The following is a 22,801-nucleotide window of genomic DNA, read 5'->3' as shown; positions in this document are numbered from 1 at the left end:
TGACCTAACCGAGCGTTGCGCCGTTGCCGGTTTCGTCAAGGTATCTGTCGGCAACGCGCTACTAGCCCCATGCGGACACCGGAAGACATGGACACTGAAATTCCTGTCGCAAAGGGGACATCCGTGATGACCACCTCGCCTGTCGAGAGGGCTGCCGACCACTTCGTGTCGGCGCTCGCGCAATGGCGGGTCGAGCGCGGGATGACGAAGAAGCAGCTCGCCGCGCGCATGGGGTTCGATCCGTCCTACGTCAGTCACGTCGAGGGCCGCCGGCACAAGCCCACCGAGGACTTCGCCCGGCGTGCGGAGGCGGTCCTCGCCGCCGGCGGCGCGATCTGGCAGAGATTCCAGGAGTACGACGAACTGCGGCACGCCCGCGGCCCCGTCCTGCACCGGGACCCTCCCGTGCCCGCGCAGTGGATGCCGCCGGGCACCGGCCTGATCGTCGAGCAGGAGGTCGCCGAGCTCACGTACACCGAAGGGGCTTATCGGTGTGTGATCCGGCGGGCGCTCTACAACGCCGGGGTGGAGCCGGTCACCCGCTATCTGGTGAAGATCTCCGTGGACCGGTATCCGCACGACCCGCAGGGCTCCAACCGCCACCACCGCCAGCATCCGCTCAGCTTCGAGGAGATGGATCTGCGCGCGGTGGCAGGCGAGGGTGCAGCGACCGAGCCGATGCAGTGGCGGCTCAAGCTCGACCGGGACGCCGCCAAGGAGGTCTGGCTGCTCTTCGCCAACGACCACGGCCAGTTCCCGCTCTATCCCGGCGAGCGCACCACGATCGAGTACGCCTACACCGTCGGCGAGGAGAAGTGGGGGCAGTGGTTCCAGCGGGCCGTGCGCCTGCCCACCCGCAACCTCACCGTACGGCTGAACTTCCCGGTCGAGTTCGAGCCGCAGGTGTGGGGGGTCGAGACCTCACTCGCCGCCGAGGTGCCCGTGCGTACCCCGTTGGAGCGGCACAACGACGCACGCCGCGCCGTCTTCGAATGGTCGACCGACGCGCCGCTGCTCAACGCCCGGTACCGCCTCGAGTGGCGGTTCCGCGGCGAGTCCGCACCGACCACCCCGGACGAAGGAGTCCCCAAGCCCCGGATCAACGGTCAGGAGCGCCGCACCAACGGCCATGAGCTGAGAGCGAGCCAGCGGATGCGCGGAATCGGCATCGTGCAGCGCGGCGCGGATCTGCTGCGCCAGCGTGCCCGGCACTTCCAGCTGCCCCGGGAGGAGGCGGCCGCCCGCGACGCGGTCGCCGGTCTGCGGGCCGCGCTCGAACGGCTGGAGGGACTGCACGACTTCAGCAAGGGGGTGGGACTGGCCGCGTCTCAGATCGGCCTGGCGGTTGCCGCCGCCGTGGTACGCCCACCCGAACGTGGCGCCGAGTCCGTGGTCCTGCTGAACCCGCGGGTCGTCGACGAGTCGAGCGAGACCGACGAGCAGTACGAGGGCTGTCTCTCCTTCTTCGACTACCGCGGCCTGGTGGTCCGGCCGTTGCGCGTCGACGTGGAGCACGCCCGTTTCGACGGAACCCGGGTCATCACCTCCTTCGAGCAGGCCATGGCCCGCCTGGTCAGCCACGAGATCGACCACCTCGAGGGCCGGCTGTACGTGGACCGGATGGTCCCCGGGGCCAACCTCGTGCCGGTCGAGGAGTACCGCCAGACCGGCCGGCCCTGGAACTACTAGTCGGAGAAGCTGTCGTACTTGATCCGTACGGATGGGACCTGGAGCTCGGCCAGGGTCCGCAGCGTGGCCTTGACCATCTTGCCGGAGCCCGAGACGAAGAAGTCGTGCTCGTTCCACGGGCCGTAGCGGGCCACGACGTCGGAGATGTTGCCCTGCTCGCCGGGGAACGTCGGGTCCTCGCTGCACGCGGTCACCACGGAGAGCCAGGGGTAGCGGGCGGCGAGCCGGTTCAGCTCGGCCAGGTCGTAGAGGTCCTCGCGGGTGCGGGCGCCGAAGAAGACGTGCACCCAGCGCGTCCGGTTGTAGCGGGTCAGTTCCTCGAGCAGTGACTTGATCGGGGCGAGGCCGGTGCCGCCGGCGACGAAGACCGCGTCCCGGGTGGAGCGCCGGTCCAGGTTCATCGAGCCCATCGGCGCGGCCAGCCGGATCATGTCGCCGACCTCCAGCCGGCGCACCAGCGCGCTGGAGACCCAGCCCGCGCCGACCGCCCGGACGTGGAACTCCAGGGTGTTATCGCGCCGGGGAGCGTTCGCCGGCGAGTAGGTCCGCCACAGCCTGGGCTGGAAGCGTGGGCATTCCAGGCTCAGGTACTGGCCCGCGCGGTACTCCAGCGGCTGCAGCGGCATGACGGTGAAGACCGCGATGTCGGTCGCGCGGCGTTCGTGCGCGGTGACCTCGGCATACCAGTACGGCGGGTTGGTGTCGGCCTCGGCGCCGGCGAGCATCTTGGCCGCGATCACCGCGTACGCGTCGGCCCAGGCCTGGTCGTACTCGACGCCCCACTGCTCGCCCGCGAACTGCCGCATCGCCTCGATCAGCGCCCCGCCGACCACCTCGTAGTGGGCTGGTTCCACGTGGAACTTGCGATGATCACGACCGAGGGACCGGAGGTACTCGTCGAACTTCTCCGGATCCTCCAGCGTCTGCACGGCGGTGACGATGGCGTTGAGCAGCCGGGCGCGCTGAACGTCCATGTGCACGGGGAACAGGTCCCGCAGGTCCGGGTGTGACAGGAAGATCCGCGCGTAGAAGTAGCCGGCAACCTTGTCCTGATGCTCCTCGACGAGGCTCCAACTCTCCTTGAGCAAACGAGCGAGGTCTCCCATGCCCTCAGCCTGAATAAAACAGCGGGTAACGCATCGCACCCGAAGTGCGATGTACGCCGCACAATTGCCGACACACGGCGAGTCGCTTGCCCCGATAGGTCCGAATGTGCATGAACGCGATCACTCGAACGGCGGAGCCGAATCTAGAGTGGTCGCGTGACGGTAGCTATTGATCGGCCCCAGGCCACCCGCAAGCAGCTCCGCCTGGAGATAGCGATCGTCCTGCTGCTGTCCCTGGGCCAGTCCGCGGTCTATGCGGTGGTGTCCCTGGTGGCCAAGCTCACGGCTGGTAAGCCGCTGTCCCAGCAGACGGCCACGCTGAACCCGTCACAGTCGCCGCGGCCGTACCTGGATCTCACGTACCAGTTGCTCGGGATCTTCTTCGCCCTGATCCCGGTCCTGCTGGCGCTTTATCTGCTGAACCGCGACCGGCTCGACCCGGCGCGCACGCTCGGCATCGACTTCCGCCGCCCCGCCGGCGACGCCGGCTGGGGCACTGCCCTGGCCGCGGCCATCGGCATCCCCGGTCTGCTCCTGGTGTACGCGGCCGCGACGCTCGGCCTGAACGCCCAGATCGTGCCGGCCGCCCTGCAACCGGTGTGGTGGGCCGTCCCGGTGCTGATCATCGCGGCGATGCAGAACGCGATCCTGGAAGAAGTGATCGTCGTCGGCTACCTGATCACCCGCCTGCGCGAAATGGGCTGGCGCATCGGCTACATCGTCGCGGCCAGCGCGGTCCTGCGCGGCTCGTACCACCTGTACCAGGGCTTCGGCGCGTTCGTGGGCAACGCCGTGATGGGCGTCGTGTTCGCGCTGTTCTTCCTGCGCAAGGGCAGGGTCATGCCGCTGATCGTCGCGCACAGCCTGCTCGACATCGCCGCCTTCGTGGGCTACACCCTGCTGCCCAAGGACTGGCTCAGCTGGCTGTGACCGACCCCCGGCTCAGCGCGCGGTAGTGCACGGTCGCCCGCGCGGCCATGGCCCGCGCGGCGCCCCGGCTGGTCAACGTGGCGACCAGCAGGCTGGTGCCCGGGAAGAAGTGGTTGATCGCCCGGACGGCCGCCCACCCACCGGCCTGCACGGCGATCATCCGGCCCAGCCGCCAGGTGGCGTCGGTGAGCCCGCTGTCGTAGCTGTGCTGCTCGGCCGTGGCGAGAGCCGCCACCGCGTCCTCCCGGACGGGATGCACCCGGGTCAGAACAAGCAGGTCGACCGCGCGTTCCCGGTCGGTCGGGTCCAGGCCGTACGCGGCGGCGACGTGCAACGCCAGTTCGGCGTGCGTGTAGGCGGCCGCACCGAGCAGGGCGATCGGCGCATACGAGCCGGCGACGGCGGCGAAGACACTGCTGACACTGCCGAACCGGGTGAACTGTGAGACAGCCAGCCGGGCCAACGCGTCCGGGCCGGCGGCGGGGTAGGCGGCGCGAGTCCGCGCGGCCCACTCGCCGGCGCGCGGGCCGATGGTCTGCAACGCGGCGAGGGCGAGCAGCTCGGGGGCGTGGCCGGGATCGGCGATCAGCGCGGGCCAGGCTTCGGTCCGCACGCCGGACAGGGTGTCCGCCATGGCGGCGACGGCGGGCGGCAGGGTCGAGGCAACGGGGACGGCAGCCCCCGGCTGCCCCGGGGCCGTAGCCGGGGGCTCGGCAGCCGGGGATGTCGCCCCGCTGCGTGCCTTTTCCTGTACGTCGGCAGCCAGGTTCGGCGTGTCGTCGGGCATCAGCTCGTCATCCGCCGAGGGTGCGTTGCCCTTCGCGGCCGATCTGTCGTCGGCGGCTGATCCGTTGTCGGTGGCTGGTTGCCGGCTCGGCGACGTCTCGCTCGGCGGCGTCTTGGCCGGCGGCGTCTCGCTGGGCGGCGTCTGCGCCGACGGCGTCTGGGCCTTCGGTGTTTGAGCCGGCGAGGTCTCGGCCGGCGGCGGCGTGGCGGTGGGCGGCTCATCGGGCACTGTGGTCATGTCCGGGGTGACCACAGCCGGGGCGATCTCCGCGGCGGCTGCCTTGATGGTCGCCGCTGCCTTCTTCGCCGGCCTCGCCGCCTTCTTGACGGGCGCTGCCTCTCCTTGCGCCGGCGTCACCTCGAGCTGGACTGCTTTCGCCGGTGCAGCCTTGGGCTGGGCCTGCCTGGCGGGCTGCGCTTCCGGCCGGGTCGGCTCGGCGGTCGTCGCCTTGGCCGGAGTTGCCTTGGCGGGCGGGGTGGCTTTGCGGGGCTGGCGCTTCGCCGGCGTCGCTTTGGCAGGGGGCGTCGTCTGGGCAGGGGGCGCCGTCTGGGCGGCGGGCGTTGCCTTGGCGGGCGGGACGCTTTCCGTGGCGGGCGCGTCCGTTGCGGCTTCGACGCGGGGCTGGGCCGACTTTGCGGCGGCTTGCGCTCTGCTGCGGCTGGGCGGCTGGTTGCCGGTGGTCGGGCGCTGCGGGTTTTCCCCTGCCGTCGGGGCTGGGGTCGGGGCGGGAGTCGACTTCGCCGGGCGTTGCGGGGCCGTTGCCTTGCGCGGGGTCGACTTCGCTGGATTCCGTGTGGGGCGGGGCGACGGTGTTGCTTCTGGTGCGTCTGTGCCCGTACCGGAAGAGGTTTTGTCGGCAGCCGGTGGCCGGAAGGTCACCGCCGGGGGTGCCTTCGCCGGTTTGGTCTGGGGAGTTGGCTGGTCAGGCGTGCTGAACGCGGGGTTGGACGTCCGCGGACGGCGCTGCTTCGGCTCGTTCTCCTCCATGCCGAGGCAGCCTAGTCGCGTGGCGGTCATTTCACCTGTTGGAAGACGGTGCGGTCTGTCGATTTCTCCGGATTTCGATGATCGGCGTGGCCTGGGGGCACCTCTTTGCCGGGCCCCCGGGCGGTCCGGTATCCTCAACCGTCGGTGGCCTGCGAGCCACCGGAGGAGACTTCGCCTAGTCCGGTCTATGGCGCCGCACTGCTAATGCGGTTGGGGTTTTATAGCCCCTCCCGGGTTCGAATCCCGGAGTCTCCGCCACGCACGCGAAAGGGCCGTGAGCTTTGCGCTCACGGCCCTTTCGCATGGTCCGGATCAGCCGGCGCCCTGCTTGGCGGCCTTGGTCACGTGTACGCCGGCACCGAAGTCGACCATCTGCTCGTGGCTCAGCCCGAGGTCCGCCCAGAACTGGATCTGCAGGTAGACGCCAGACGGCTGTTCGACCCACAGGGTCCGGCCGCTGTCGTTGTCGGCGGTCTTGGCCAGCACGCCGTCCCGGTCGCCGACCTTGACCTCGGTGCCCGCCGGCGGGCCGCCCTGGTCGCGGCTCTGCAACATGACGGCGATCTTGCCTTCGAAGCTGCGCGGGTCGTACAGCGGATCCTGGGACGGGTCGACGCCGGGCTTGCCCTTGATGCGGCTGGGCGCCAGCACGATGCTGCTGTCGTCGTCCGCCTGCACGAACCAGCCGTCCGGCACCTTGTCGAGGACAAAACCCTTGGGCTGCTTGCCCTTGTAGGACACGAGCTGGGTGGTCGAGACGTTGGTGGTGCTGTTCGTCGCGCCCGGCCCGGGAACGCCGCCGCCGAGACCGGTGGTGAAGACGAAGGCCGCGACGACGGCGGCCGCGGCGAAGGCGGAACCCCCGAGCGTCTGGGCGGTACGGCGGCGGCGCAGCGCCCGGCGGCCCCGGGCCAGGTCGGCGTCCGCGTCGGCTGCGGTGGGGGCGACCGCCGGACCGGCGATCGAGTCGAGCTGATCACGCAGGTCCATCACGAGGTCACTCCTTGGCGAAGAAAGGTGCGCTGCTCACTGGTCCGCGCCTGCAGGGCGGCCCGGAGGCGGTCCAGTGCGCGGGCGGTCTGGCTCTTGACGGTCCCTTGCGAGCATCCGAGCGCATCGGCGGTCTCAGCGACATCAAGGTCGTAGAAGTAGCGGAACACAACGGCGGCGCGCATGCGCGGAGGTAGCTCCCGCAACGCCGTCCGCAGCCGCTCATCGAGCTCACCGGGCGGCCCGGACTCACCCGGATGCGGCCGGTCGGGCAACTCGGCGGTGGGCCGCTCCCGCCGCCACCACAGCCGCCGGCGTTCGTCGACGAGGACATTGACCAGGACGCGGCGTACGTAACCGTCCGGGCTGTGCGCGCGCTGGAAGGCGGGCCAGGCGAGGTACAGCTTGGTCAGCGTGGACTGCACCAGATCTTCCGCGAGATGCGCATTCCCCGCGGTGAGCAGGGTGGCGGTCCGCACCAAGCCGGCCCGGCGAGCCAGGACGAAGTCATGGAACTGCGCATCTCGCTCGCTACTCACGAGCACTCCTCGTATCTCACAGCCCCCAGACGGATGGGGAGCCGCAAGGGTTGCATGGGTGGCCGAGGGGTCCGGACCGCCTTGGGGGGCGTCCGGGACGACATGCTAGAGTCGTCGTCTAGCAGGTCCGGGTGCACCGAAGGCCAGGACCAGCGGAAACGTAACCGCGACCCGCTGGACGGTTCATCACGTCCGGTCGGGGGAGTGGTTAGGCAGGCGCCCGTAGCTCAATGGATAGAGCATCTGACTACGGATCAGAAGGTTAGGGGTTCGAGTCCCTTCGGGCGCACCAGAAGAAGACGGGTCTGAATTGCGGAAACGCGAGTCAGGCCCTTCTTGCTGTCCAGCCTGATCAGTGATCTAGGTGCGATCGGTATACCGTTGAGCGTGCGACGGTGTGGCCTCATCGTCGCACGCTGCTCCAGACCCCGGTAGCGCACCGTTCTAGCAGGTGCCTGGAGCAGCCGTGATTTTCGCAATGCGCAACCGCGTGACGGTATGCAACATCCCGTACACCAGAGGTGAATGGTGACCGCCGTGGAACGGCGGGCGGGGGTCCAGCCGCTTCAGCCTCCGTATCTCGTCACCACCGGAACGCACCGTCGTGGCGTGGCGGTCGGCGTCACCGCTGACGCGAGCAGCGCCGTGGTCGAGATGACGGTGTACGGCCGGTGGTCACAGCAGCTCGGCAATCAGGTCACCGCTGGTCTGCGCCTGTGTCTGGCCGGGCCCTGCGAGGCAGTCATCATCGATCTGCGGGGCGTCGGTGATGTGCATGGGGTGAGCCTGCCGTACTGGTTGCTGGCGCAGCGGACGGCGTGGCTCGCGCCGGCGCCGGTGCACCTGGCGTTCTGCTCGCCACCTGCCACCAAACTGGACTACCGGTTGCGGCATCTGGAGGGGACACCGCTGCTGTTGTTCGCCACCATGGCGCAAGCACGCATCGTCATCGCCGGCGGGCTGTCCCCGGCCGACCGTCTGCAAGTCCGTCTGGCACCGCGGCCGAATTCCGTGCGGGCGGCCCGTGACCTCGTCGACCAGGCGTGCCAGGTCTGGAAACTACCCGAGTTGCGGCGCACTGCCGCACTGATCGTCTCCGAGCTGGCCACCAATGCCGTGGTTCATGCCGCCACCGATTTTGTGGTCACTGTGTTCCGGCGCGGCAGCAAGCTGCACGTGGCCGTCCGGGACAGTGACTTCCGCTATCCACGGATGCGCGGATCAGTGCACGGCAGCGGGCAGGGGCCGATCGAGGAACGAGGACGAGGCCTGAGACTGGTCCACGCGGTTGCTGCCGGATGGGGCGCCATGCCGGCCCACGGCGGCAAAGTGGTCTGGGCAACCGTATCCGCCGACTCGGACGGGTAGCCCAGCCGGCCTCGGGTCACAAGATGGGTGGGACCGCGTCGGGCGCATCCCCCGCCAAGCGCCCCACCTGGCGGTCGGTGAGCCGGCCGGTGCGGTGCAGCCATCGGATGGTGTCTCGGTAGGTCTCGGCCAACGGGCGTGGCTCGATGCCGAAATCGTCACGAGCGCGGGAGTCGTCGCAGCGGTTGGCGCTACGCGTGATCAGAATGCCTTCGTGGTCGGCAGGCAGATGAAACGGGGTAACGCGCTGAACGATCGACGCGGCCCAGGTCATCGGCAGCATGACTGCCGAGGGCACGATCAGCAGCGGCAGCCGCCGTCCGGTCAGGGCTCGGAGAGTGGCGTACATGCCGGCGCCGTCGATGAAGGCCCCTGGCACCAGGTATCGGTGCGGTCCCGCACCGGGCCTCATGACAGCGGTGTGCAGACGGGCGACGTCTCGGACGTCGACGACATGGAAGCCGCCGCTGGGCCACAACGGATACCGCCCGCGCAGAATGTCCCGCAGCCGACGGGCCTGGTCTCCGCAGTACGGGTCGTGCGGTCCCAGCACGCCACCGGGCTGCACGATGACCACCGGAGCGCCGTTGTCCTGAAGCCGGCGAGCGACAGCCTCGGAGGCGGCCTTGGAGCTGATGTACGCCCCCGGTGTGGCCGACAAGGGCGAGTCCGGTGTGAGGGTGATTCCCCGCCGGAGCAACGCAACCGTGCTGGAGACATGCACAACCGGGTCGCAGCCTGCCTCGACGGCCGCCTGGAGCACCGTTCGCGCGCCGGCGACGTTGGTGCGGGCGATGGCCGGACGGGCGCGGGCGTCCAGGTCGTACACGGCTGCGGCGTGCAGAACCGCGTCGCAGCCGTGCAACGCCCGGGTGACGGAGTCCCGGTCGGTGACGTCCCCGACCGTGTGATCCACCGCGGCTGTCACGCCGAGAGGTCGCAGCGCCGGTGCGATGCGATCGGGCGAGCGGACGAGGAGACGGACGTCGTGCCCAGCGGCGAGCAACGCCGCCACGCTGTGCGAGCCGATGAATCCGGTTCCCCCGGTGACGAGAACCCGCATGACTGTCACCCACCTTGCCCGGTCGAGGAGCGTCCTGTCTTCACCCGCTGCCCATCGCCGCGGAATCCCTAGATCACCTGGAAGACCGCGCTCCGTACGAAGGAGAAGTCGTTGCTGGCCGCACCGGCCGGGTTTCCGGAACTGACTGACGCCAGGACTTCCACGAAGTCACCGGGATCGACGTCGGGTGAGCCGGCCGCCACGTTGAAGACGAACCGCTCGTCGTTGGTGTCCCACGGTTGGCCTACGCCGATGGTGCCGACCGCGTTCGCGGCAGCGGTGGTCACGGTCACCGGTCGGAACTGGGTGAGGTTGCGGACTTGGACGGCCGCTGTGTAGGGCGTGATCGCGTTGGGGCCGATCAGCCCGTTTCCCGCCTCCGCCTCGAGGTTCACATCGAAGCCGGCTGCCTTTTCCACCGTCGGTACCCGGAATGCGTCCCCGGGGTTGGTGGGATAGACGGCGATCGCTTCTGTGTCGTTGAAGCCTGGCATCGGATCTCTCCTCAAACTAGGGTGTCCCGGAAACTGTGAACCGCGGTGCGTGACATCGGCGTGACAGCTCCACCCGGCGCTCGGCTCACCGCGCGACCGCCCTTTCCGCGAAGAGACCGGTCGTGAGCGGCGACGGCGCAGCACCGAACTCGTCCCGTAGGAGGCCGCGGAGCCGGCAGAGCTGCCGCTGCGCTTCTGTCGGGTTACCCTCCGCCAGGTGGCCGCGGATCACCGCCCGGTGTGCGCTCTCCCGCAGTGGATCCATGGCGACCGCCGCGAGAGCAGCCTCCACCGCCGCCGGCGCATCGCCCTCGGCCAGCGTGCGGCTTGCGAGCAGTTCGAGCGCGCGCAGACACATCGACTGCAGTCGCTCGCGTTCGTGCAGAACCCAGTCCTCGTACCAGCCGAGCAGCAAAGCGTTCCCGGTCAGGGCGGGAAGCAAGGACCGGCAGGGGGCGTGCAGCGTCCCGGCCAGGATTCCCGAGGCGGTGGCCAGCAGGGCCCGGACATCCACATCCACGTCCATCCGTAGCGACAGCGCACCATTGGCGAAATGGAGAACCTCGGCCAGCCGGCGGCGATGCAGCCGGGACAGTGTGGCGCGCAGATTGCCTTTGGCCCGGGGATCGGAGCAGTCCGGCCAGAGGGTGCCCGCCACGTACGAACGGTCGCAGGGACCGCGTATCGCCAGGAGCGCGAACAGCCGTTGCCCGTTCGGGCCGACTTCGATCGGGCGGTCCGCGCCCGTCAGCTGCCAGGCACCCAGAAGGGACAGACGCCACGGCGTACGAAAGCCGGGGTTCGCAATTGCATGATCTTTGAGGATGGCGGTCATCGCTGCCCCCAACGGGTGTGTTCGACGGCTGCTCGACGGGCTTTCACGACGGTGGTCGCGGGTCCGTACCGCAGGAGTCCGGGCGGAACGGCGGGCAGACGTCGGCCATCAATGCCACCTTCGGCGAAGCCAGTCGCGGTTGACGCTACGCCCGATTCGCGACGGCGGGTGAGGACGATCAGCCGATCCGGTACCTCGATCGGCCTTTCCCGCGCCGGCCTCACGATCCGCAGAAGGTGAGCTCGGCGGCCCTCTGGAACCACTGACGTGCGGCTTCGGGGATCGCCTCGGTGTTCACGAACACGACGGCCTGCCGGGTGCCGTCGATGGTTTGCGCGCTGTCCGTGCTGAAGCCGACCCCACCGCCGGTGTGTCCCAGGACGACGGCGCAGGCGTACTGCTGCCTCATGAGCCCGAGGCCGTAGCCGACGTCCTCGCCGATGTCACGGAACTGCTTCATCTCCTTGAGTTGCCGGGCGGGCAGGACCCGTCCGGCGAACAGGGCCTGGAAGAACGTCGCCACGTCGCCGACGGTCGCGATCAATGCGCCCGCGGCCCACGTGTGGGAGGCGTCGATGTCGGTGATGTCGCGCAAGCCGGTCGCATCAACTGTGTAACCGTGCGCATGCCGTCCCGCGATGGACGGACCGGTCGCGAAGTAGGTGTGCCGCAGGGCGAGCGGACGGAGGATTCGCCGGCCGACGACATGCTCGAGCCGCTGCCCGGTGATCCGCTCGACGAGCAGTCCCAGGACGATGTATCCGGTGTTGGAGTAGAGGAAGCCGGTGCCGGGACGGAAGGCGCGTGGGTGGCTCGCGCCGAGCCGGACGAGGTCGACCGGATCCCATACCCGCAGGGGATCGGTGAGGTAGGTGAAGCGTGCATCCTCGGCGTAGTCGAACAGCCCGCTGGTGTGGCCGAGGAGCTGACGCGCCGTGATCTTGTGCCCGTCGGGCAGCAACCGGGGAAGCCATCGGCTGATCGGGGCGTCGAGGTCGAGCCGGTGTTCGGCCTCCAGCTGGAGCACGACGGTGGCCAGATAGGTTTTGCTGATACTGGCGATCCGGAACCTGTCGTTCGCCGTTATCGGCCGGCCGGTCGACACGTCTGCTTTCCCGCTGGTGAGCACGGTGGTGCGAGCCCCGTCGCGGATCAGGTAGGCGATCCCGGGCACGCCCGTGGCCACAGCCTGGTCCAGTGCCTGCTGCACGGCCACAAGATTCACCCGGCCGGTCGCGGCGGGCGAAGCCGGCCGGGAACGAGCCGGCATCGCGGCGTGGACCGGCGGAGCGCACAGCGAGCTCAGCACGAGGGACGCGGCTGCGGCTGCGGCGAGGTTCGGGAACTTCATGAGCTTCTCCTGACTCGATACGGGAACATGCGCAGGCGACGGCGGAGACCGCCGCCGCCCGGGTCGCGCAGACCGCCGGCGATGGCGACCAGGCCGAGTGCGGTGACGGCGAGCCATGCCCACCGGCCCGCCTCCCAGCGGTGGCCGGGGCCGGCGGTCAGCCACGGCCCGAACGGCGAGGCCTGGTCCAGCAGCACCAGCAGCCCCACTGCGGTGATCGCCGCGAAGACCGGGTCGACCCGGGCCGGGCACCAGGTGCCGGCGGCCACCGCGACCGCGGCCATACCCACCGCCTCCACGGCGAGTCCGGCCCACGGCGCGCCACGGACCCGCGTGGCCTGAAGGACGGCCAGCGCCAGCGCCACGACAAGCAATTCGGTGGCCGCTACAGCCGGGGGCGCGAGCCGGCGACCCGGCCGCGAGAACTGAGTGCTGTCGAGCACCGCCGCCGCCAGATCCCGCAACGGTGCGGCCAGAGCGACGGCCAGTACGAGCATCACCGGGCGGGCGGAGTGCACAGTGCCCGGCACATTGTCGGCCCAGCCCACGGCGGCGGATGCCACCGCGAGCCCGACCGCCGTGCCGGACGCGCCGGCCACCCAACCCGGGCGGGCCAGCCGCGTCCAGTACCGCATCATGGCAGCCGCCTCAGCCCAGCTGCTGCCAGCCGGCCAGCCCGGTCACGAGGACCGCGATGGCGGCGATGATCCACAGTCCGCGCCGGTTGCCCGGTGTGCGCAGCAACGCCGCGACCCCGGCCAGCACCGACAGCCCCAGCAGATACGCCAGGTGCCACATCTCCTGACCCAGAACATGATCCGGGGCCAGGCCGACGTTCTCCGCGGCCCACATGATCCACGGGGCGAACCAGGTGGGTGCGTGTACCACGCCGCCGGCGTCGGCCGGCGCGTACAGGCCCTGGACGCCGAACCACAGAGTGAGCATGACGAGCGGCAACGCGCCCGGCATCGGCACCCAGCGGGCCAGCGCGATGCCGAGCAGTCCGGCCCCGAGGACCAGCACCGGCACCTGCAGATGCTCGAGCACGCCGCGGCCGTAGATACCGTTGACCGGGTCTCCGGGTGCGGGCGCGGTGAACGGCGCGACGATGGACATGACCAGCATGCCGGCGACGCCCACCAGCACCGGGCCGCGCAGCAGTCCGAGAATTGCTCCGATGGTGCGCTGCCGGGCGTCGACCGGCGCGGCGTCCAGCGGCTCCCGGACCTGTCGGCGGAACGTCGCCGCGGCGACCCGGTTCGCGCTGATGACGGTCAGCGGGGCGTAGAACAGGCAGACGGCCAGCAGCGTGGCCGCGTACACCGCGTTGCCGATCTCCTCGCGTCCCCGGGCGACGTCGATCGTCAGACCCGCCACGAGCAGCGCCAGCCAGGCCAGGCCGAACCAGTACGCCGGGTGTCGCAGCATGCGCCGCGCCTCGACCCGGCCGAGTCCGCCGGCGCGGGCCGGCCAGCCGGCCGACGGCAACCGCCGGCTCAGGGTGATGGTGCTCATGCCGGCACCTCCTGCCGTTTCCCGGCTCCGCCGACCAGCAGCAGGTAACCGTCCTCCACCGTCGGCGGCACCGCTTCGGCGCCTGCCGGTGGTACGCCGATCTGCCGTAGCCCGCCGGTCTCGCTGCGCCAGGCGAGGTCGGCGCCCGGGTCTCTGGCCGGCCCCGTCCAGACCCGGCCGTCGGCCATGGCAGCCAGGCCACTGGGCGAGCCGTCGTAGCGGATCCCGCCCTCGTGCATGACGACGACTCGCCGGCACAGCGCCGCCACGTCCTCGGTCTGGTGCGTGGACACCACCACGCAGCGCTCGTCGGCCAGGGCCGACACGGTGTCCCGGAACCGCAGTCGTTGCTCGGGGTCCAGGCCAACTGTCGGCTCGTCCAGGAGCAGCAGCGGCGGGTCACCGATCAGCGCTTGAGCGATGACCAGGCGACGGCGCATCCCACCGGAGAGCCGGCGGATCCGCCGATCGGCCACGCTGGTCAGGCCCATCACGGCGAGTACCCGGCGTACCTCGTCGTGACGGGTCCGGCGATCGGCCCACTCCTTCAGGATGGCGACGTAGTCGACATACTCGAAGCCGGTGAACCCGGTCGGGAACCCGCACTCCTGCGGCACGTAACCCAGCCGGCGGCGGACCTCGGTACGCCCGGCGGGCAGCGCGCAGTCGTGGCCGAGCAGACAGACCTGGCCCGCGGTAGGTGCGATGACAGTGGCCATGATGCGCAGCAGCGTCGTCTTTCCGGCCCCGTTCGGCCCGAGCAGACCGAGCGCACCCGGGCCGGCGTCGAGGCTGATCGGGTCGAGGGCCCGCTGCCGTCCGTAGGCCTTGCTCACATCGGTGAGACGGATGTCCATCAGGACCTCCTCGGTTGGTGACGGCCGTACACGGCGAGCGCCACGACGGCGAAGACTGTGCTGAGGCAGACGAGTTGCACGACAGGTTCGTAAGCGCCCAGTACCGAACCGGTGCTGACCCGGGCAGCGACGGCGAAGCCGACCCAGGCCAGCGACAACGCCGCGGCGACCGGCAGCGCGCCGAACCGGGACTCCAACGCCAAGGTCACCGCACTCAACGCCAGCCCGGGTAGCAGCCACAGCGCCGCGGTCCGCGGTCCGCCCGGCACGGTCAAGCCCGTGACCAGCAGCAGCACGCCGGTCACCGGCACCACGAGCAGGCTGCGAAGCAGGATCAGGCGGAGCCGGGGGTACGGGGCAGTGGCGACCACCTCGTGCATCGGATCGGTGTCCGGGCCGTACGCCAGCGCCACCCCGCTCACCGGCGCCAGCGGGGCGAGCACCAGGAACCACATGATCAGCCGGCCGTCGGTGCTGGGGGCGGCGAAGGCGAACGCGGCGAGCAGAGCGCAGGACCACAGCCACGCCCGATGTGCCCTGGACGCCTTGGCTGCCAGCCGAGCCGCCGGCGGCGCGAGACCCATGGCGGTCAGGATCCGCTCGCCCACCGATGCCGGCGGGCGGTCGATGATGTCCTTGGTGTCCATCCACACCCGGTCCAGCAGGGGTCGATCCGCGACGACGGAGATCGCGCTCCGGCACCGGCCGCAACCCAGCAGGTGCTGCTCGATCGAGGCGGTCCGGGCGAGGTCGAGGCGCCCATGGGCGTACGCGGCCAGCAGATCCGGATCGGCATGCCACGCGTTCATCGCGGTGCTCCTCTCATGACAGGGCCTGCCGGAGCAGCACCCGCGCTCGGGCCATCCGGGTCTTCACCGTTCCCTGCGGAACGCGTAGCAGCCGGGCCGCCTCCCGCGTGGTCAACCCATCCAGGACAGTGGCTCGTACGACCGCCTGCAGCTCCGGGGAGAGGCGGTTGAGGGCGCCGGCGGCATCGCCGTACTCCACACCCAGCAGGACCTGCTCCTCGGCCGAACCGACCGCCGAATCGGTGGCCGCGCTGAACACGTCGTGGTGAGGCACGCGGGTGACCAGGTTGATGAAGCGACGAATCGCGATGCCCCAGAGCCAGGCCGGAACCTCGCCGCGCCCATCCCAGCGGCCCGCACTGCGCCACACGACGAGGAACGTGTCCTGCAACGCCTCCGCCACGACGTCGGGATCGCCGCACCGGCGCCGCAGCCGAACCTGTAACCAGGGTGCATGCCGGAAGTACAACGTCTCGAACGCGTCGCGCTCGCGGCGAGCGATCGCCGCCAGCAGTGCCGCATCGGTCGGATCGCACGGGTGGGAGCCGGCGGCGTCATCCGCCGCACCATTGACGCCGTGATCCATGCCGGCCACCTCAACTCGTCTCCAACAGTCTGTCCCTGACAGACCCGGAAGCGGTTCAAGACCATCGGCGTACGAAGCCTGGCCGGCCTACGACAAAAGGCTGGGCACCCCCGAACGGGGATGCCCAGCCTTGGTGGTCAGTCGGTCAGGCGATGCCGTACGCGCGATAGATCGTCACGTCCGTGTAGCCGCCGCTCTTGTACGTGGCCCGCGCCCGCAGTGACACCGCGCCCGAGGCCGGGTTCGGGACCACGGCGGTCCAGACGCCCTTGATCTTCTTGACCTTGACCGTGCGCCAGGTCTTGCCGCCGTCCGCCGACATCTTCACGCCGAGCGACTTGAACTTGGGGTTCTTGCCGCGCTTGGCGTCCGGGTCCTGGGTGTAGCGGTTCAGCTTCAGCGCGACGTTCGTGGTTTTGCCGCCCGCCTTGTTCCAGCCGTTCAGCCCGGTCGGCACCATCGTGACGGAGTTGACCTCGGCCAGCGCGTTGCTCTTCGGCTTGGTGTAGAAGCGGTAGCTGACCACGCTCTTGGTGGAGAGCATGCCGGCCGGGTACCTGATCTCCGGGTAGTACCGGGTGGCCGTGTTGGTGAGCGTGTACCAGCCGGCCTTTTTCACCTTGTAGTCCAGGACCGTCATGTCGGGCTCCCAGCCCTGGTCCTTCTTCGTCTTGACCGTCTTGCCCTTGAAGGACAGGGTCGCCCTCGCCTTGTCGCCGCCCTCGCCGCCGGTGTCGTTGCGGGTGAAGGCAGGGTCGGTGAACATCTCGTTCATCATGAACGAGACCCGGCCGTACAGGGTGGTCGGCAGCTGGGTGCTCGGACCCCAGGCGGCGTTGTAGAAGCGGACCGTGGACGACTTGCCGGTGGCGACCTTGCGCTCGGCGAAGTACGAGCCGATGTTCCAGCTCTCGCCGTTCTTGGTGGTCGCCGACGTGCCGGACCGGATGTGCCAGGCACCGGGCGTCAGCTTGAGCTTCGCGCGACTCGGCCGGTCGGTGGACCACAGGCCGCTGTACATGTCGTCGGCGCACCCGCGCTTGATCGGCTGCACCGCCACATCGGTGTTGTTCGAGCCGGCCGGGCCGAGGTTGGAGACCACGGAGACCGTGCCGAGCGACGAGCGCTTCAACGTCCGGGTCGGCCTCTTCGGTACGCCGGTCGTCTGGTGCACGACCGCGTACGCGTCCGCCAGCGCGGAGCTGTCGCTCCACGTGCCGAGCGCGGCGAAGGCGATCTTCTTGGAGGTGGTGGGGATGACGTACACGGCGTCGCCGTACGCCTCGACGTTGTAGCTCGCGCTGGTCTTGGTGCAGATCCGGGCGCTGAGATTGCGGGAGAGGCCGGCCGGCGCCGGGCTCACCGCGAGGTTGACCCGGCGGCCCTGGCGGGCGTCGACGGTCAGCTTGGCGGATCCGGAGACCTTGACCGTACGGCCGCCGAGCGTGGTCGTGCTGCCGCTGGTGATCGAGGTGAGCACGGCGTAACTGCCCTTGGGCAGTTTCTTCTTCTTGTTGCTGCGGACCGTGTATTGCGAGCTGCTGGCCAGGTTGACCACGGTGGCGGAGACCGAGACCTTGGCACCGGAGCGGTTCAGCACGGTGAGGGTGAGCGTGTTGGTCGCGGCCACGGCGGCGCCGCCGGTGCTGAGCACCAGGGCGGGAACCACGGCGGAGACGGCCAGATATCGCCCGAGACGGGCACGACTGAAGTTTGGAAGCACTGTGACTTTCCCCTTGGTTGGAGGGGTGACGTCGGCCGTACGTCCGGCCCGACATCGAGAAGAGGTGCCGGTGATCATGCCACAGCCGCGCCCGCCGCGTTGTCCCTCCGAATGCCGTCACCGACCACAGTGGATCAAGCGGCGTCGCTAGCTCTGCGCCGGTCCGGGCAGCAGGTCGATCGTGTCGGCAGACATCGGCTGATCACACGCCGAGCAGTGCAGCTCCACGTGCGCGATCTCGCCGCACGCGTGATGCCGGTACAGCACCGGAGGCCCCGCCTCGCCGGCCGTCCACCGGTCGCCCCACTTCACCATGACCATGAGCAGGTCGACGAGCTCGGTGCCTTTCGGGGTGAGCACGTACTCGCTGCGCGCGGGCCGTTCCGAATACTGCTGCCGGGCCAGCACGCCGGCCTCGACGAGCAGCTTGAGGCGTTCGGTCAGCACCTTGCGGGAGATGCCGAGGTCGGCCTGGATCTCGTCGAAGCGGCGGATGCCGACCCACACGTCCCGCAGGATCAGCGGCGACCAGGGCTCGCCGATCACGTCCAGGGTGCGGGCGATCGAACACGCCATCTCGCCGAACTGGGTGCGCTGCATCGGCCCAGGTTAGCTCCACCGGGTTCCTTCAGGGAACTGAGTCTGTTAAGTTCCCCGAAGGAACTCACTCGGGAGGCAAACGATGACCGGAGCTCTGCCGCAAGGTCACCTCGGACTGCTGGAGACGCCGCTGGCCCAGGAACTGCTGACCTCACGAATCCCCGCGCGCCTGGGATTCGTGTGGCCGGACGGCACGCCGCGGGTGGTGCCGACGTGGTTCCACTGGAATGGCCGGGAGATCGTCATGGCCACGTACGCGGGAGGGCCGAACGCCGGGATCCGCCACCCGGCCGCCCGGATCACCGCCCTCCGGGCCAATCCGGCAGTCGCCTTGACCATCGACACCGATGACGCGCCGCCGCGCTGCCTGACCATCCGCGGCCTTGCGGAGATCACCGAGGTGGACGGGCTGGCCGAGGAGTATGCGGCGGCGGCCCGCCGCTACCTCGGCGACGGCGCGGAGCCGATGCTGGCCCAGATGGACCAGCCGGGGACCCGGCAGGCCAGGATCGTGGTACGCCCGACGTGGGTCGGCTTGGTGGACTTCACGACGCGGCTGCCGAGCGTGCTGGGCGGGGTCCTCGGCTGACGGATCAGACCTTGCGGTAGCGGGCCTGCACGATCGAGAACAGACCGTACGCGGCGATGCCGAGTGCGGTCAGGGCCAGTAGCCACGGGCCGTAGCTCTGCTCGGACAGCACGTTCAGGGTCGCGTCGAGGCCGCGGGCCTTGTCCGAGTCGTACTGCACGGCCGCGATCAAAAACAGGACACCGGCAATCCCGTACGCGGTGCCCTTGGCGGCGTAGCCCGCGACGCCGAGCCGCTCGCTGAGCCGGCGCATCTTCGCGGTCATCTGGCTCACCTTGAGGTGCTTCTCGAACTTCCTCCGCACCCCGTAGATCACCAGCCCGACACCGACCGCGGCGATCACGATGCCGGCGAGACCCACCGAGATCCGGCCGCCGGTCGAAGCCATCAGGTCCTCGCTGGCCTTCTGCTGAGTGTCGGCGCTCGACGCCTTCTTGCCTCGAAGCACCTTGATGCCGGTAAAGGCGAAGTAGGCGTAGAACAGGGCGCGGCCGGCCGAGACGATGCGCTCGTACAGGCGATGCCGGCCCCGCTCGGCGCGGTGGCCGATGGCGGCCTCAAGAAGCTGCCAGAGCGTCATGGCGATGAGGCCGATGACGATGACCACGATGAGGAAGGTGCCGAACGGCTTCTCGGCCAGGCGGTGCAGGGCGCCGGACTGGTCGCCGTCGGTGCCGGAGCCGTCGAAGGCGATCTGGAGGATCAGCCAGGCGAAGAGCAGGTGGATGATGCCGTACCCCACCAGCCCGCCACGGGTCAGATGCTCCAGCCAACTGCTGTTGGCGGTACGCGACGCGGCGCCGCGGGCCTGCGTGGGAAGGGAGGACATGGACCTGCCATTGACCTGTACGTCAGTTTCCCAAACGTAGGCGCTCAGGCGGCGATGACGCGGGCGGCGTGGAAGATGTCGGCTGGCAGCGGATGATCCAGGCGCCATTGGATGCGCATGGGGCGATCACCGGTGTGCGAGACGTAGGTCATCGGGCCGGCGTACAGGTAAGGCGATACGCCGAGGTCTCCGTCCGCGTCCTTCACCTCGCGGACAAACAGGTGCACGCTGGATCCGCCGGCAGCGTGGGTGATGTAACGCGTACCGGTGGTGGACGTCGATGAGGTCGTGCTCTGTGACTCCCACTGGAACAGGGTGTCCGTGATCGCGCGGTCCTGATACATGGTGGTTGGCGAGTAGTGCTGCTCCGTCTTTCTCAGGGTGACGAAGAAGATGTCCGCGTTCTCGTTCGGCAACCACTTGACGCCTTCGCGGATGTTCGCCGGATCCGCCATGCCGAAGGCCGCGCCGATCTCGTTGCGCGAGTAGCGAGCGTGGATGCGCAGCGGATTGGCGCCCGTTTGATCAACGGGGAAGGTGACCCGATCGATCCTGGCCTCCAGCACGTCGGCGACCTGGCGTAGTTCAGTGCGCCGCCGCGGGAAGGCCGCCAAGCGCTGGGCAACGTCTTCATGCGGGTTGCCGAAGAGAGACTGACTCAGCATTGCGCCAAGCCGTCCTGCAATCGGATGACCATCGGCAACTGCGCGGATTGCCTGGAGGCGATCAGGATCATCGGTGTGCAGCATCCGGCCGATTGCGGTGCTGAGCAGCAGATCGTCACTGGTGGCAGCGCTCTGCAGGCCCGCCTCCTCGCGAAGCCCGGTCCAGCCGCGACCTTGCTTGCGGCGATACAGGTCTTCGATCTCGAAGCCGGTCTCCTCCAGGAATTCTCCGAGTGAGACATCCGCCAGCCGCCGAAGCTCGGCCACCAGTTCCTTGCGCTGCAGGCGCAGGGCCGCTCGGATGTTGTCCAGCACAATCTTCTTGGCCACCCGATCGAGTTCGATATGGCAACCTGCCGGCAGCGTCGGGAAATCGTGCTCCACGTCGTGGGCCAGCGAGCGGCGCGTGGCCCCGGTCAGCGCGCGGTAGCGGAGGTCGAAGCGAAACTCGCCGTGCTGGCCGCCGATGAAGTCGAGAACAGTCAGGCAGGGCTTTCCGTCCGACAGCCTGAGGCCGCGCCCGAGCTGCTGCAGGAAGATGGTCGCGCTTTCGGTTGGCCGCAACATGAGGATGGTGTCAACCGCAGGCAGGTCAACTCCCTCGTTGAAGAGATCAACCGTGAAGAGCATGCTCAACTGACCGCGTTCGAGCCGGCGTACCGCCTCCCGCTGCTGGCCGCCGTCTACCTGCGAGTGCAGGGCAAGGGCCGGGATACCAACCTTGTTGAATCGCTCGGCCATGAAGTTTGCGTGCTTGATGCTGACGCAGAAGCCGATTCCCCGCATGCGGCTCACATCCACCGTCTTGCGGACTGCCTCAACGACGAGTCGTGCTCGCGCGTCGTCGCCGGTGTAGACGTTCTCGAGCTCGCTGATGTCGTAGCCCCGGCCTCGCCGCCAGCGAACGCCGGCGAGGTTTACCTCGTCGTGCACCCCGAAGTACTGAAAAGGGGCAAGCAACTGGCGTTCCAGCGCCTCCCACAACCGCAACTCCACGGCCGTCCGGCCATTAAAGCGATGCAGGATGTCCCGCCCATCCGCCCGCTCCGGCGTGGCAGTCATCCCGAGCAGAATCTTGGGCTTGAGCTTGTCCAACAGGCGCCGGTAGGTGGCGGCCTCGGCATGGTGGAACTCGTCCACGATGACCATGTCGAAGCTGTCCGCCGCGAGTTCGTCCGCGATGTTGTGCAGGGACTGCACCGACGCGAAGACGTGCCGCCAATCTTTCGGGCGCTCACCACCTACGAGCAATTCACCGAACGTCCCGTCGCGAAGGACTTGGCGGAAGACTGACCGGCTCTGCTGGAGGATCCGCTCCTGATGCGCCACGAACAGCAGGGAATCGATCCCCTGCTGGCGCAGCCGCCGATAGTCCAGCCCAGCAACCACTGTCTTGCCGGTGCCAGTGGCCATGACGACGAGGTTGTTGGTGCGCCCGTGAACCAAGCGTTCGGCGTCGAGCCTTTCCAAAATCTCTTGCTGATACGGGTACGGGCGAACGTCGATGCTCGTGATGTCGATCGGTAGGTCGCCCGGCTTCGGACCGGAAGCCGTGGCGAGCGCTGTGCTGAGGCGTTCGCGGTCCTCGGGGTTTCGCGGGTCGTAGGGCTCGAAAGCCGGGTCGTTCCAGTACTCCACGAACGTTGCGCGGATGGTCTCCACGACCGCGTCTTGCTCCAGCTGCGAAAGGCGCACGTTCCACTCGAGGCCGTCGATCAGCGCACTCTTGGAGAGATTCGACGAGCCGACGTACGCGGTGCTGGCGCCGCTGTGGCGCACAAACATCCAAGACTTGGCGTGCAATCTGGTGGTGCGAGTCTCGTAAGAAATCCGGATCTCAGCACCAAGCTCGGCAAGTTTGTCGAGCGCCCGCTGCTCGGTAGCCCCCATGTACGTCGTCGTGATGATGCGCAGCCGTTTGCCGCGGGCGGTGAGCTCACGGACGGAGTCCTGCAACAGGCGTACGCCGTGCCACTTGATGAAGGCGCACAGCAACTGCACTTCATCAGCGGAAGCCATCTCTTTGTTGACCTCGGTACCGATGCGAGGCTGGCCGCGACCATTCGTGAGCAGCGCGCCAGAGGCCAACGGCGTCTCGGGGCGAGCCGGAAACGTCACCTCTGCGGGCGCAGCCGGTCGGGGCACGATGGCGGTGAGAAGCTCTGGCGGCTGACGCAGAAAGTCACCGGGCTGCACCACTCGCGGCGCTGCTGCCGCCTTGATGGCCTCGGTGATGTGGTTGACGAGTTCGAGCTGCGCCGACAGCCGCGCCGCGCCCTGTCCAGGCACCGACTTGAGAGCGCGCTCAGCCAAGGCGGTGATGTGCCGGCTCAATACCTGGTGAGAATCCGCCGGGTCGAGGCTGGCTCGATCGACCAGATCGAGGTCGATCGCGGCCAGCTGCTGCTCGATGGCGTGCGTGATGAGGTGCTCATACGCGCCTTCGCTGAGGTCCGTCACGCCGGCAACATAGCGTGCGGGTCCGACGT

General features: G+C 69.0%; 21 protein-coding genes and 2 tRNA genes. 6 read left to right on the top strand and 17 right to left on the bottom strand.

Translation table 11 applies throughout. The annotated features are described in order from the left end of the window. Nucleotides 1–126 precede the first annotated feature (126 nt). Entirely contained in the window at nt 127–1,689 is a 1,563-nt protein-coding gene (locus ACQP2Y_RS45890; RefSeq protein ID WP_433723126.1) for a peptide deformylase, read from the top strand. On the opposite strand, the gene ACQP2Y_RS45885 is transcribed toward ACQP2Y_RS45890, so the two are convergent. Next, complete coding sequence (locus tag ACQP2Y_RS45885; protein WP_433723124.1) at nt 1,686–2,795, bottom strand: globin domain-containing protein; 1,110 nt, start codon at nt 2,793–2,795, stop codon at nt 1,686–1,688. The genes ACQP2Y_RS45890 and ACQP2Y_RS45885 overlap by 4 nt on opposite strands. Before the next feature lie 156 nt (nt 2,796–2,951). On the opposite strand from ACQP2Y_RS45885, the gene ACQP2Y_RS45880 reads away from it, so the two are divergent. Beyond that, nucleotides 2,952–3,725, top strand: coding sequence for a CPBP family intramembrane glutamic endopeptidase (locus ACQP2Y_RS45880; RefSeq protein ID WP_433723122.1), 774 nt, complete (start codon nt 2,952–2,954; stop codon nt 3,723–3,725). On the opposite strand, the gene ACQP2Y_RS45875 is transcribed toward ACQP2Y_RS45880, so the two are convergent. Next, nucleotides 3,712–4,869, bottom strand: a complete 1,158-nt coding sequence (locus ACQP2Y_RS45875; RefSeq protein ID WP_433723120.1) for a hypothetical protein — start codon at nt 4,867–4,869, stop codon at nt 3,712–3,714. The two genes, ACQP2Y_RS45880 and ACQP2Y_RS45875, sit on opposite strands and share 14 nt — an antisense overlap. A 794-nt stretch (nt 4,870–5,663) precedes the next feature. Here ACQP2Y_RS45875 and ACQP2Y_RS45870 point away from each other — a divergent pair. Then, nucleotides 5,664–5,757, top strand: a tRNA-Ser gene (locus ACQP2Y_RS45870). A gap of 54 nt (nt 5,758–5,811) precedes the next feature. Here ACQP2Y_RS45870 and ACQP2Y_RS45865 read toward each other — a convergent pair. Both ACQP2Y_RS45865 and ACQP2Y_RS45860 read right to left on the bottom strand, forming a co-directional pair. Continuing rightward, nucleotides 5,812–6,489, bottom strand: coding sequence for a hypothetical protein (locus ACQP2Y_RS45865; RefSeq protein WP_433723118.1), 678 nt, complete (start codon nt 6,487–6,489; stop codon nt 5,812–5,814). After that, on the bottom strand, nt 6,489–7,028 hold the full coding sequence (locus ACQP2Y_RS45860) for a SigE family RNA polymerase sigma factor (RefSeq protein WP_433723116.1): 540 nt from the start codon (nt 7,026–7,028) through the stop codon (nt 6,489–6,491). The genes ACQP2Y_RS45865 and ACQP2Y_RS45860 overlap by 1 nt, the downstream gene beginning before the upstream one ends. 216 nt (nt 7,029–7,244) lie before the next feature. On the opposite strand from ACQP2Y_RS45860, the gene ACQP2Y_RS45855 reads away from it, so the two are divergent. Beyond that, nucleotides 7,245–7,320: transfer RNA gene (locus ACQP2Y_RS45855), tRNA-Arg, on the top strand. Between the two features lie 317 nt (nt 7,321–7,637). Continuing rightward, the gene (locus tag ACQP2Y_RS45850) at nt 7,638–8,396 is read left to right on the top strand and encodes an ATP-binding protein (RefSeq protein WP_433723114.1); all 759 of its coding nucleotides are present in this window, start codon (nt 7,638–7,640) and stop codon (nt 8,394–8,396) included. 16 nt (nt 8,397–8,412) lie between these two features. Here the strand turns inward: ACQP2Y_RS45850 and ACQP2Y_RS45845 are convergent, their stop codons facing one another. The 11 genes from ACQP2Y_RS45845 to ACQP2Y_RS45795 form a co-directional block, all read right to left on the bottom strand. Then, complete coding sequence (locus ACQP2Y_RS45845; protein WP_433723112.1) at nt 8,413–9,411, bottom strand: NAD-dependent epimerase/dehydratase family protein; 999 nt, start codon at nt 9,409–9,411, stop codon at nt 8,413–8,415. A 116-nt stretch (nt 9,412–9,527) separates the two neighbouring features. Continuing rightward, on the bottom strand, nt 9,528–9,953 hold the full coding sequence (locus ACQP2Y_RS45840) for a hypothetical protein (protein ID WP_433723110.1): 426 nt from the start codon (nt 9,951–9,953) through the stop codon (nt 9,528–9,530). An 85-nt stretch (nt 9,954–10,038) separates the two neighbouring features. Next, nucleotides 10,039–10,788 (bottom strand): AfsR/SARP family transcriptional regulator, encoded by a 750-nt coding sequence (locus ACQP2Y_RS45835; RefSeq protein WP_433723108.1) that lies wholly within the window; start codon nt 10,786–10,788, stop codon nt 10,039–10,041. Nucleotides 10,789–11,008: 220 nt separating this feature from the next. Continuing rightward, complete coding sequence (locus ACQP2Y_RS45830) at nt 11,009–12,139, bottom strand: serine hydrolase domain-containing protein (protein ID WP_433723106.1); 1,131 nt, start codon at nt 12,137–12,139, stop codon at nt 11,009–11,011. Next, nucleotides 12,136–12,777, bottom strand: a complete 642-nt coding sequence (locus ACQP2Y_RS45825) for a hypothetical protein (protein WP_433723104.1) — start codon at nt 12,775–12,777, stop codon at nt 12,136–12,138. The genes ACQP2Y_RS45830 and ACQP2Y_RS45825 overlap by 4 nt, the downstream gene beginning before the upstream one ends. Nucleotides 12,778–12,787: 10 nt before the next feature. Beyond that, on the bottom strand, nt 12,788–13,654 hold the full coding sequence (locus ACQP2Y_RS45820; protein ID WP_433723102.1) for a hypothetical protein: 867 nt from the start codon (nt 13,652–13,654) through the stop codon (nt 12,788–12,790). Further along, the gene (locus tag ACQP2Y_RS45815) at nt 13,651–14,511 is read right to left on the bottom strand and encodes an ATP-binding cassette domain-containing protein (protein ID WP_433723100.1); all 861 of its coding nucleotides are present in this window, start codon (nt 14,509–14,511) and stop codon (nt 13,651–13,653) included. Before ACQP2Y_RS45815 ends, ACQP2Y_RS45820 begins: the two co-directional genes overlap by 4 nt. Next, nucleotides 14,511–15,320: a zf-HC2 domain-containing protein gene (locus ACQP2Y_RS45810; protein WP_433723098.1), complete on the bottom strand. Its 810-nt coding sequence runs from the start codon at nt 15,318–15,320 to the stop codon at nt 14,511–14,513. Before ACQP2Y_RS45810 ends, ACQP2Y_RS45815 begins: the two co-directional genes overlap by 1 nt. A gap of 13 nt (nt 15,321–15,333) precedes the next feature. Beyond that, nucleotides 15,334–15,906 (bottom strand): RNA polymerase sigma factor, encoded by a 573-nt coding sequence (locus tag ACQP2Y_RS45805; RefSeq protein ID WP_433723096.1) that lies wholly within the window; start codon nt 15,904–15,906, stop codon nt 15,334–15,336. 145 nt (nt 15,907–16,051) lie between these two features. After that, complete coding sequence (locus ACQP2Y_RS45800) at nt 16,052–17,575, bottom strand: hypothetical protein (RefSeq protein WP_433723094.1); 1,524 nt, start codon at nt 17,573–17,575, stop codon at nt 16,052–16,054. 201 nt (nt 17,576–17,776) lie between these two features. Continuing rightward, complete coding sequence (locus ACQP2Y_RS45795) at nt 17,777–18,229, bottom strand: winged helix-turn-helix transcriptional regulator (RefSeq protein WP_433723092.1); 453 nt, start codon at nt 18,227–18,229, stop codon at nt 17,777–17,779. Between the two features lie 82 nt (nt 18,230–18,311). Between ACQP2Y_RS45795 and ACQP2Y_RS45790 the strand changes: the two genes are divergently transcribed. Further along, the gene (locus ACQP2Y_RS45790) at nt 18,312–18,818 is read left to right on the top strand and encodes a pyridoxamine 5'-phosphate oxidase family protein (protein WP_433723090.1); all 507 of its coding nucleotides are present in this window, start codon (nt 18,312–18,314) and stop codon (nt 18,816–18,818) included. A 4-nt stretch (nt 18,819–18,822) separates the two neighbouring features. Here the strand turns inward: ACQP2Y_RS45790 and ACQP2Y_RS45785 are convergent, their stop codons facing one another. Then, nucleotides 18,823–19,647: a DUF1206 domain-containing protein gene (locus tag ACQP2Y_RS45785; RefSeq protein WP_433723088.1), complete on the bottom strand. Its 825-nt coding sequence runs from the start codon at nt 19,645–19,647 to the stop codon at nt 18,823–18,825. A 44-nt stretch (nt 19,648–19,691) separates the two neighbouring features. Next, nucleotides 19,692–22,772, bottom strand: a complete 3,081-nt coding sequence (locus ACQP2Y_RS45780; protein ID WP_433723086.1) for a DUF3427 domain-containing protein — start codon at nt 22,770–22,772, stop codon at nt 19,692–19,694. Nucleotides 22,773–22,801: the final 29 nt, after the last annotated feature.

The organism is Actinoplanes sp. CA-051413, from assembly GCF_050955795.1.
Taxonomy (GTDB): Bacteria; Actinomycetota; Actinomycetes; order Mycobacteriales; family Micromonosporaceae; genus Actinoplanes.
Note: the sequence above shows the minus strand (reverse complement) of the source record. Positions and strands in the feature narration are given on the sequence as shown.

Coding starts and splice junctions, on each gene's coding strand:
- ACQP2Y_RS45830 (WP_433723106.1), bottom strand. CDS start 12,139: ATGAAGTTCCCGAACCTCGCCGCAGCCGCAGCCGCGTCCCTCGTGCTG.
- ACQP2Y_RS45840 (WP_433723110.1), bottom strand. CDS start 9,953: ATGCCAGGCTTCAACGACACAGAAGCGATCGCCGTCTATCCCACCAAC.
- ACQP2Y_RS45790 (WP_433723090.1), top strand. CDS start 18,312: ATGACCGGAGCTCTGCCGCAAGGTCACCTCGGACTGCTGGAGACGCCG.
- ACQP2Y_RS45835 (WP_433723108.1), bottom strand. CDS start 10,788: ATGACCGCCATCCTCAAAGATCATGCAATTGCGAACCCCGGCTTTCGT.
- ACQP2Y_RS45810 (WP_433723098.1), bottom strand. CDS start 15,320: ATGAACGCGTGGCATGCCGATCCGGATCTGCTGGCCGCGTACGCCCAT.
- ACQP2Y_RS45785 (WP_433723088.1), bottom strand. CDS start 19,647: ATGTCCTCCCTTCCCACGCAGGCCCGCGGCGCCGCGTCGCGTACCGCC.
- ACQP2Y_RS45825 (WP_433723104.1), bottom strand. CDS start 12,777: ATGATGCGGTACTGGACGCGGCTGGCCCGCCCGGGTTGGGTGGCCGGC.
- ACQP2Y_RS45815 (WP_433723100.1), bottom strand. CDS start 14,511: ATGGACATCCGTCTCACCGATGTGAGCAAGGCCTACGGACGGCAGCGG.
- ACQP2Y_RS45865 (WP_433723118.1), bottom strand. CDS start 6,489: ATGGACCTGCGTGATCAGCTCGACTCGATCGCCGGTCCGGCGGTCGCC.
- ACQP2Y_RS45885 (WP_433723124.1), bottom strand. CDS start 2,795: ATGGGAGACCTCGCTCGTTTGCTCAAGGAGAGTTGGAGCCTCGTCGAG.
- ACQP2Y_RS45890 (WP_433723126.1), top strand. CDS start 127: ATGACCACCTCGCCTGTCGAGAGGGCTGCCGACCACTTCGTGTCGGCG.
- ACQP2Y_RS45820 (WP_433723102.1), bottom strand. CDS start 13,654: ATGAGCACCATCACCCTGAGCCGGCGGTTGCCGTCGGCCGGCTGGCCG.
- ACQP2Y_RS45805 (WP_433723096.1), bottom strand. CDS start 15,906: ATGGATCACGGCGTCAATGGTGCGGCGGATGACGCCGCCGGCTCCCAC.
- ACQP2Y_RS45795 (WP_433723092.1), bottom strand. CDS start 18,229: ATGCAGCGCACCCAGTTCGGCGAGATGGCGTGTTCGATCGCCCGCACC.